Raw genomic sequence first — 227 nt, forward strand, 5'->3', positions numbered from 1 at the left:
TACATGATGAGTATCCGTCTCCTTGCGAGAGCGCCGATTATGATTGTGCTCTCCTGGATTATGACTTTGACGATCAATGTCAAGATCGCTTTATTGTTCCTCGTTGTCATTCCGCTTCTCGGCGGCACGCTGATCTTTATCGCAAAGAAAGCGCACCCGCATTTTATCGCTGTGTTTGATGAGTACGACGTTCTGAACAATGTCGTGCAGGAAAATGTCAATGCGGC

General features: G+C 47.1%; 1 pseudogene. It reads left to right on the plus strand.

Features of this window, described 5'->3' with window-relative positions:
- Positions 1–39: 39 nt before the first annotated feature.
- Positions 40–227, plus strand: a pseudogene (locus tag HJY11_RS13885) (ABC transporter ATP-binding protein); the annotation flags it as partial.

It is taken from the genome of Bittarella massiliensis (ex Durand et al. 2017) (assembly GCF_017566145.1).
Classification (GTDB): Bacteria; Bacillota; Clostridia; order Oscillospirales; family Ruminococcaceae; genus Bittarella; species Bittarella massiliensis_A.